Origin of the sequence: Candidatus Sulfotelmatobacter sp., assembly GCA_035498555.1 — a bacterium.
Taxonomy (GTDB): domain Bacteria; phylum Eisenbacteria; class RBG-16-71-46; order RBG-16-71-46; family RBG-16-71-46; genus DATKAB01.
Window position 1 is genome coordinate 1 of the sequence record DATKAB010000149.1, and the last position, 9,449, is coordinate 9,449.

Consider the following 9,449-nt stretch of genomic DNA (forward strand, 5'->3'; position numbering starts at 1 on the left):
TGCCACTCATCTGCGCGTCACCTGGAACGACGCCGACGACACCACCGGCGCGGGGCTCCAGGGCGCGGCGCTCTACATGCGCACCGAGCAGGGCCCGTTCGTCCAGGTCGGCACGGTGCCTTCGACCAGCAACTCGCTCGACCTGTCGGTGACGAACGGGCACACCTATGGCTTCTACTCGCTGGCTTCGGACAACGCCGGGAACCTCGAGCCCTCGAAGACCCACGCCGAGGCGACGATCACGGTGGGCAGCACCGGAGATGTGCCGGTGCAGAAGCCGGCGGTCACTCTGCTGCGCCAAAACTACCCGAATCCGTTCAGCGGCTCGACCACACTTTGGTTCGATCTCGCCACCACCGAAACAGTCTCGTTGGAAGTGTTCGACATCCAGGGACGCAGCATCGCGAAACCTCTGGACGGGAAACTGATGCAGGCCGGCAGCTACCGGATTCCGCTCCACTCGCTGTCGGCCGGGCCCGGGGTCTACTTCTACCGGCTGCGCGCCGGTCGCTTCGAGCAGTCCCGCAAGCTCGTCATGCTGAAGTAGCGCCGGCTCCCCGATGACGTCCCTTCGAGCAGGACGTATGCTCGCTCGCATGCGTTCCGCTCGCCCGACGCTTGCCATCTGTTCGTGGCTGGCCGCGGCCCTCCTGCCCGGTGCCGCGCACGCGGCCTGGCAGCGATTCCAGGCGTCGGCCGGGGGCCTCGCCGACAACCAGATCTACTCGATTTCGGAAGATCCCCGAGGCGGGCTGTGGTTCGGCACCGGCCAGCACGAGGCCGACCATTTCGATGGGGTGAGCTGGACCGCGGTCAATGACTCCCTGCCGTCCGGGAGCGTCGACGCGGTGCTCGAGGATCACGGCGGCCGGCAATGGTTCGGAATGTCGACCGGTGGGCTGGCGATGTTCGATGGCCGCCGCTGGAGCCGCTACAGCGCCACGGCCGGCAATTTCCTGAGCGATCATGTGGGCGCCATCCTCGAAGACCACCGGGGCGATCTGTGGTTCGGCACCAGCAACGGGCTCGCGCGTTACGAGCCCACGACGAATCGCTGGTCCACGTTCACCGCCACGCCGGGCGCGCTGGTCTCGAACTCCATCACGCGCCTGTTCGAGGACGATGCGCGCCAGCTCTGGATCGCCACCATCCAGGGTGTGAACGAGTTGGATTCCACGCGCACCTCTTGGACCCGATACGTCGAAACTCCCGGCGCGCTCGAACAGGATTCGGTGATCGCGGTGTGCCAGGACCGCCACGGCGCGATGTGGTTCGGAACCACACAGGGCGTGTACGTGCTGGACGGCGGTTCGTGGCGGCATCTGTCGGGTATCAACGGCCTGCCGAACGACATCGTGCTGTCGTTGGCGCGCGACAGCACCGGACGCATGTGGATGGGCGGCGCCGACGGCGTGGTGCACACCGACGGCGCGTCGAATCGCTCCGACCGCCTGACATCGGACGGCCAGGTCATCGGCCCGGTGCAGTCGCTGATCGTGGATTCGTCGGGGAACCTGTGGCTGGGCGGCGGCACTTACAACTTCCTGGCGACCCAGGCGCAGGGCCTGTTCCGCTACGACGGAGTGTCGTGGCGGAATTTCTTCTCCCCGAGCATCGTCGATTGTCCGCCGCGGCCGTCGCCGGGGATCCCCTATCAGAACGTCCTGGCCAGCAACTGTGTCGTCACCGGGCTGGTGGATCATGCCGGAGACCGCTGGTTTCCGACCACCTACGCGGGCATCGCCGAGCTGGACCATCACGAACACTGGTCGATCTGGCGGCGCGCCGGATCGCCGCTGCTCTCCGATACGCTGAGCGCCATCGCCGAGGACGGCGCTCACGCGCTATGGTTCGGCTCGCCTTCGGCGGGCATCTCGAGCGTGGACTCCACGCGCACGCAATGGAGCGCGTTTGGCCAGGCCGATGGGCTCGCTTCCAATTCGGTGACCACGCTGTTCGTGGATCACGCCGGCGACCTGTGGGCGGGCTGTGCCGGTGGCGTCAGCCGGCGGAATGGCGGCCTGTGGAGCAACTTCCTCACCGGCGGTTTCCCGATCACCGTGCAGGCGATGGCCGAAGATGCCGCGCATCAGCTGTGGATTCAGACCGACGGCGGGCTCTATTCGATCGATGCCGCGCGCACCAGCTCGCGAGCCTGGAGCACCGCCGACGGGCTCGCCGACGACATCGTGACGGCGCTGCTCTCGACTTCCGACGGGTCGATGTGGTTCGGCACCGCGCGCGGGCTGTCGCGGCTCACGAGCGGTTCTTTCACCACGTGGAAGAACTTCGGCGTTCCGGGCGACAGCTCGGTTTCCGCGCTGGGGTCCGACGCGGCCGGCAATGTAGTCGTGGGTACGAACCGTGACGTCTCGGTGTTCGGCGGCGGCGGCTGGAACCCGATCGGCACCACGCAGATCGATCATCCCACCACGATGTTCGCGACCGACAGTGGTGGCATCCTCTGGGCTTTCTCCAACGCCCGCGCCGACTACTTCGACGGGCGAGGCTGGCGCTTCGTTGACGGCCAGGGCGGAGGGCTCGCCGCCAACGCCACCAACTCGACGTTCGAGGACGCGCTGCTCAGCCGCTGGTTCCCGAGTTACAACGGGCTCGCCGAGTACCAGCCGGACCGCGTCGCCCCGCAGACCGTGTTCGTGAACAGGCCGCCGTCGCTCTCGGCGTCGCGCAGCGCGTCGTTCGTCTACGGCGCCGCCTACGGAGAAGTGGCCGACGTCGACTATTCCTACTCGTGGGATGGAGCGAGCGGGTCGCCGTTCTCGTCGCAAACCACCTTCAACATCTCGGGCGTTCCCGACGGGATTCACACCTTCCAGGTGCGCGCGCGCGACTGGTTCAACAACGTCGACCCGACGCCGGCCGCGTTCACGTTCGAAGTGGACGCGACGCCACCGCCCGCGCAGATCTCGTTCCCGGTGTTCAGCCAGCCGGTGCGCGGACAGATCTCGATCACCGGTACCGCCGCCGATCCACGCTTTCACGACTACACGGTGATGGTGCGCGCGGCCGGCGGGCCGGCGTGGGGCGCTCCCGGTACGATCACGCTGACTTCCTCGCTCGCGCCGGTCTCCGCCGGAACGCTGGCGCAGTGGAACACCACGACGCTCCCCGACGGCGACTACGAGCTTCGCCTCGCGGTCACCGACACGATTGGTCTGGTGGGCATCGCGACCCTGACCGTGGTGGTGGACAACGTCGCGCCGTTCGCCAACGTCACCTCGCCGGTGCGGCTGGTGGCGCGCGACGGGGGAGACGTCTACACCACCCATGCCGAGGCGCACCTCTATTTCCCGCCCAACGCCTTCGACGCCGATCCGCTGGTCACGGTGGACTCGACGGCGGCGGCTCCGGATACGATTCCGGGCGCCGGTATTCGCGCCGGGCCAGCGTGGACGATCGGCTGGACCGGCGCGCAGATGAGGAAGTCGGGCGTGCTGGAATTGCGGCCGTGGGTTCCCGGCGGCGCGCAGGTCTGGCGCGACGACGGCGCAGCCGGATGGACGCATCTCGGCGGCACGGCTCAGTCGAATGGGGCCGTGGCGCTCGATCTCGCCTCGCCGGGCCGCTACGCGCTGATCCAGGGAGGCGCCGCTTCGTCACAGGGCGGCAACGTATCCAACCTCACGCTCACACCGCGAGCGTTCTCGCCCAATGGCCATTTTGCCTCGACCGACGTCTCGATCGGCTTCACGCTGGCGCGGCCCGGCGACTATTCCGTCAAGCTCTACAACCGCGCGGGTCGCATGGTGCGCTCGGTGGCGCGCAACGCTGCCGGGACGGCCGGCGCCAACCTGGTGCGCTGGGACGGGAAGAACGACGACGGCGGCGTTGTCGATCCCGGTCTCTACATCGTGACCGTCGAGGCGCTGGGCGAGACCCGCACGCAGACCGTGGGCGTGGTGCGATGAATCGGCGAGCACGCATCGGCCTCGCGCTGCTCGGCGCCTTCCTGGCGCTCGCCTCGGCGCGCCCGGGCGCCGCCGGTCCCAGCGATCAGGTGCCGATCGGGCCGCGCGCGATCGGCATGGGGGGCGCCTTCACTTCGATCGCCGACGACGCGAGCGCGCTGTTCTGGAATCCCGCCGGGCTGGCGCGCGTCGGCCACCAGGAGATCTCCGCCTCGCACGCCACGCTGTTCGGCGCCGACATCCAGGACAACGTCGCGGCCTTCGTCGTGCCGCTCTCGCTCAACCAGGCGCTGGCGATGGACTGGTATCACTCGGGCTTCGACGACAACGAACTCGGCTTCACCGAGAATCGCGTGACGCTCGGCGCCGGCTTCAAGCTCAATCCCTGGCTGTGGGGCGGGGTGAACGGCAAGCTGCTGACTCGCGACCTGGGACTCGACGGTTCGTCGATCTCCTCCGGCCACGGCTTCGGCATGGATGTCGGGCTGCTTGCGCTCCCCGCCGATCGCTGGCGCGCCGGCATAGTGCTGCAGGATCTCACCAACACCGGCGTGCGAGCCTCGGATGGCTCATCCGAGACCGACTACCGGCGCAATCTGCGGCTCGGCGGCTCCTACTCGCTGCCCCGGCTCGGCACTGCGGCGGTGGACGTCGACGACCGCTGGCATCTGGGAGTGGAGGCTACGCCGCACGAGATGCTGGCGCTGCGCGCCGGCGTCGAAGACGATCGGCACGGCGTCGAGTCTGCGACCTGGTCGTTCGGCGTCGGCATCAAGGCGGGGCCGCTGCGGGTGGACTGGGCGCGCGTGATGCCGCCCACGCTCGCCAACACCGACCATTTCGGGCTCGCGCTCGAATTCAACTTCAATCCCGCTCAGGTGCACGTCGAGAAGGTGCAGGCGCGCGAGATCTACACATCCCTATACAAGTCCTATGCGCGCGAGGATTTCGGAACCGCGGAGCTGCGCAACCTGGAAGATCGGCCGCTCACCACGCGCGTGAGCATCTTCGCGCCCGAGCTGATGAGCGCGCCGAGCGAACAGGACGTGACGCTGCGTCCCAAGGCGGTGAACGAGGTGCCGCTCACCGCGGTGCTCGACCAGAAGGTGCTCGCACAGCGGGGAGACCAGCCCGTTGAGTTCCAGATTACCGCCAGCTACCCGAGCAAGCGGCTGATGCGTCGCGAGAAGGCCAGTGCCCGAACCGTCGCCTACGCCCCGGGCGCGATCGACTGGGGTCTCGGGATGGCGCAGGCCGCGGCATGGGTGACGCCCCGCGACCCCGCGGTCGACGAGCTGGCGCGCCAGGCGAGCCGGCTGGTGCTGGCGCACGACGATCATGGCTTCGGCAATCGCAATCTGTCGTTCGCCGCCACCATGACCGACGCGCTCGCCGAGCTGGGCGTCGCCTACGTGCCCGATCCCAACAATCCGTTTGCCACGATTTCCTCGACGCCGCACGCCGTGGACACCATTCACTACCCGTATCAGACCCTCGATCGGCTGAGCGGAGACTGCGACGACACCACGGTGCTGATGGCTTCGATGCTGGCCAACGTCGGCGTCAACACCGCGTTCGTCGACGTTCCCGGGCACATCTTCCTGATCGTGGATGCCGGACTGTCGGCGCGGAATCGCGACGCGCTCGGTGTGGACAGCACGCTCACCGTGACGGTGGACGACGAGGTTTGGATCCCGCTCGAGACTACCTCGCTTTCGCGCGGCTTCACCCAGGCGTGGCGCGACGGCGCCGACGAGATCGCCTCGGCCGCGACGCGCGGGCCGGTTGGATTCGTGGACGTGGGAGACTCACAGATCAAGTACGAACCGGTGCTGCCGCCCGGCGATCGCAAGATCCGGACGCTGGACGACGCGCGATTCGATGCGCGGCTCGACGCCGAAGCGAAGCAGGTCGCCGCGCTGCGCGACGCGTTCTACCAGGCGCACTACGGCGCGGTCGCCAGCGATCTCGAGGCCTCGGCCGAGGCGCTCATGGAAGTGGCGCGCGTCGAGCTGGAGGGCGGCGACGCCGCCGGCGCGCGCACGCAACTCGCGCAGGCGCTCGCCAAGGCCCCAAACTCCGCCGCGGCGCACAACAATCTGGGCGTGGTGCTCTCGGCGATGGACAGTCTCGATTCCGCGGTCGAGCAGTTCCGCACCGCGCTGGCGCTCGGCCACGATGCCGGAATCGCGCTCAATCCGCCGCTCGCCCGCTGGGCGGCGGGAGACAGCGCCGGCGCGATCGAGCCGCTCCGGGCGGCGATCGCCGCGGCGGGCGGGGAGGAGGCCGCGCGCCGCCTGCTGGGCGTCGCGCCGCCGGCCGCCCCGAACGCCTCCGGCGCGGTTTCCGACGCCGGCTCCGGGCTTGGGGATCGCGTCCATAACCTCTTGCAGCAGGCGGCGTTGGCCAAGCCGGCATCGCCCGGGACGGTCGCCCACCCTGAAAAAACCGGCCAACTTTTGCCTGAGCGGAGGGGTATTTGGAAGTACATGCACTGGATCGAATGACCGGAGGGCCGATGAAGCGAAATGCAGGGTGGTGCCTGCTGGCGGTGATGCTCGCGGCGAGCGCCGCGGGTGCGAAAGCGGCCGGAGCCGAAACGCCGCCGGCCGACGCCCGCGCCGATTATGGCGTGACGCTGGCGATGTCCGGTGATGCGGCCCGCGCCGAATCGGTGTTCGTCACCATGCTGTCGCACACGCACGGCGACGCGCGCGCGCTCAACAATCTCGGCAATCTCCGGCTGCTGCACGGCGAGACCGGCGTGGCGCTCGCGTTCTACGATCGCGCCCTGCGCGGCGATTCGCTGGATGCGGGCGTCCATCTCAATCGCGCCACCGCGCTGCTGATGCTGGGTGACCAGGCGCGCGCCGAGCAGAGCTACGCGTTGGGAGTCCGCCTCGCCGGCGGCGTGGATCAGGCGCAGCACCTGCTCGGGCTTCCACCCGAGCAGGCAAACGTCGAGCGCGCCGCGCAGAAGATGGTGCTCGACCCCGAGCAGATCCGCGCCATGCTGAAGAAGGCGGCGGCTTCGGTGCCGGCCGACACCGCCAAAGCCGGCGCCGCGAATCCCGCGGCCCCGGGCAAGCAGAAGTCGGCCTGGCGTTCAGCGGGCCCCAGGGCCGCCGACGGTTCGGAGAATATCCGGCTCCTCTACTGGAAGCACTGAGTTACAGTCGCTGCTCGTGAGCCCTACGGCTTCTCTCGAGCGCGTCCCGGCTCGGCTCGGCGCCGCGATCGGCGCCGCGTGCGGGCTGGCGCTCGGCCTGCTGTGGATGCTGGGCGTCTTCCGGCCGCTCGATCTTCGCCTGCACGATCTGCGCTACCGGCTGCGCGGGCCAATCCCTGCGTCCGACCGCATCGCGCTGGTCGAGGTGGACGATCGCACGCTGAGCGCCTATGGCGGGCGCTGGCCACTGCCGCGCGAGGACTACGCGATCGTCATCGACGCCCTGGAGTCGGTGGGCGTCCAGGCGATGGCGTTCGATCTGCTCTTCCTGGGAGACAGCTCCGACGATCCGAACGGCGACGCGTTGCTGGCGTCGCTCACCGCCGGACGCGACAACGTGGTTCATTCGATCACCTTTCTACCCGGCGATCCTTCGCTCGGCGGCGTGGCCTCGCAGCCCAGCGACTCGGCGCAGCTCATTCGGCACGGCCGGCCGGTGTCGCGCCAGCGTCTGGCGATGGCGCGGCAGGTCTCGCTTCCCTACGACGCCCTGCTGGACAGCGCCGCGGAACTGGGGCACACCTCGGTGATGATCGACGCCGACGGCGTGATCCGTCGCATTCCCCAGTTCGTGCGCTACGGCGAGTGGGCCTATCCCTCGCTGGTGCTGAGGCTGGTCGAGGTGGCCGCGCGCACCGATTCCACGCTGCCCCAGTTCGAGCTGGCACCCGACGGCGTGCGCATCCACTTCCACGGCCGCCAGCTGCGGGTGCCATGCGACGAAGAGGGTGGTACCGCGATCGCGTTCGCCGGCGATCAGGCGGCGTTCAGGAACCGCCACTCCATGCTCGACGTGCTCAACTGGTATCGCGAACGCGACACGACCTCGCTGGCGCGCGCGTTTCGCGGCAAGCTGGTGCTGGTCGGGGTCACCGCGGTCGAGCAGAACGCCACCGACATCGGCGCCACCCCGTTCTCGAGCGGCGCGCCGCTGGTGTTCATCCACGCCAACGCCGTCAATTCCGCGCTGCGCGGCCGTTTCCTGAGCCATCCTCCCGCGGCACTCGTCCTGATGCTGCTGATCCTGTTGGGCGCCGCACTCGGCGCGCTCTACTCGCGCTGGTCGCTGGGTCGGGCGGCGATCGCGGCCGCGGTGGCGCTGGTCGGAGTCGCGGCACTCGACTTCGGCCTGTTCGCGTGGCGCGATGTCGATTTCCCGCCGCTCGGCGCCCTGCTGGTGCCGCCCATCACCTGGGCGGCGGTCGAGAACGTCTGGCGCCGCGAGGCGGAGCAGCGCGCGCGAGCGCGCGCCCGCGAGCTCGACGTCGCACGCTCGATCCAGCAGCACCTGCTGCCGTCGGCGCCGCCCGCCTTCCCCGGACTCGACGTGTTCGGCCGCAACCTGCCGGCCGACGCGATCGGCGGAGACTATTTCGACTGGCTCGCGCTCGATGACGACACGCTGGCAGTGGTGGTGGGCGACATCAGCGGACACGGCATTCCGGCGGCGCTGCTGATGGCGCACTTGCGCGCGTCGTTCCACGCCGAGGCGCACCCGGGCCGTGCACCCGAGGAAGTGGTGGCGGCCATGAACCGCTCGCTGGCGCGCGCGGCGGCGCCCGGCAAGTTCGCGACGTTCTTCCTGGGCCAGATCTCGATCAGGGACCGGCGGCTGCGCTTCTGCAACGCGGGACACAATCCGCCGCTGCTGTTGCGCGGAGCGGAGACGCTGCCGCTCATGGCGACCGGACTACCGCTCGCGATGATGGAGGGCGTGCCCTACTCGGGCGGAGAGGAGTCATTCGGTCCGGGAGACGCGCTGATCGTGTACTCGGACGGCATTCCCGAGGCGACCGTGCAAAAGGGCTTCTACGGCGACGACCGATTGCGCTCGCAGGTCCTCGCTCTGGCGGCCCGCGTGCCGAGCGCGGCCGCGATCGGCGAGGGATTGCTGGCCGACCTGCGGCTGGTGGCCGGCGACGGCATGCGCGCCGACGACGTCACGCTGGTGGTGGTGAGGCGGCTGTGATCGTCGCGAGAATTCCCTGCTTGAATCACTGAGGAGGCCGGACTAGCGTTCGGCTCGAAGTTGGCGCTACCCCCATGGTTCCCTCCGTCCCCTCGATTCGTGAGGATCCCATGCGCCCCAGTCCCTCGCATGTGTTTCGCGTCGGCCGCCTCTCCACCCTGATCGCGCTCTCCCTCATTGCTCCAGTCTCCGCCCGCTGCGCCGCCCCCAACGACGTGTTGTTCATCGCGCAGCTCGACCAGCACTTTCAGTACGGCCCCTTCACCGGCAACGTGCGTCCGTGGGACAACTTCGGGCAGCAAGGCGCGTTCATCGGGCATCA

Annotated in this window: 6 protein-coding genes; all 6 read left to right on the plus strand. The window is 69.0% G+C overall.

The window, feature by feature from the left end:
- Positions 1-547 (plus strand): T9SS type A sorting domain-containing protein (locus VMJ70_12385; protein HTO91922.1); only part of this gene is annotated, 547 nt, incomplete at its 5' end.
- Between the two features lie 49 nt (positions 548-596).
- Complete coding sequence (locus tag VMJ70_12390; GenBank protein ID HTO91923.1) at positions 597-3,929, plus strand: two-component regulator propeller domain-containing protein; 3,333 nt, start codon at positions 597-599, stop codon at positions 3,927-3,929.
- Positions 3,926-6,436: a hypothetical protein gene (locus tag VMJ70_12395; GenBank protein ID HTO91924.1), complete on the plus strand. Its 2,511-nt coding sequence runs from the start codon at positions 3,926-3,928 to the stop codon at positions 6,434-6,436. Before VMJ70_12390 ends, VMJ70_12395 begins: the two co-directional genes overlap by 4 nt.
- 11 nt (positions 6,437-6,447) lie before the next feature.
- A complete protein-coding gene (locus VMJ70_12400) occupies positions 6,448-7,098 on the plus strand; it encodes a hypothetical protein (protein HTO91925.1) in 651 nt (216 codons plus the stop codon).
- Positions 7,099-7,114: 16 nt separating this feature from the next.
- Positions 7,115-9,127 carry a CHASE2 domain-containing protein gene (locus VMJ70_12405; GenBank protein HTO91926.1) on the plus strand — a complete coding sequence of 671 codons (2,013 nt, stop codon included), beginning with the start codon at positions 7,115-7,117 and terminating at the stop codon, positions 9,125-9,127.
- 110 nt (positions 9,128-9,237) lie between these two features.
- The coding region (locus VMJ70_12410; GenBank protein HTO91927.1) for a hypothetical protein at positions 9,238-9,449 on the plus strand (212 nt) is incomplete at its 3' end.

Excerpts from the sequence above, each read along its gene's own strand:
- VMJ70_12390 (HTO91923.1), top strand. The coding sequence starts at position 597 with ATGCGTTCCGCTCGCCCGACGCTTGCCATCTGTTCGTGGCTGGCCGCG.
- VMJ70_12395 (HTO91924.1), top strand. The coding sequence starts at position 3,926 with ATGAATCGGCGAGCACGCATCGGCCTCGCGCTGCTCGGCGCCTTCCTG.
- VMJ70_12400 (HTO91925.1), top strand. The coding sequence starts at position 6,448 with ATGAAGCGAAATGCAGGGTGGTGCCTGCTGGCGGTGATGCTCGCGGCG.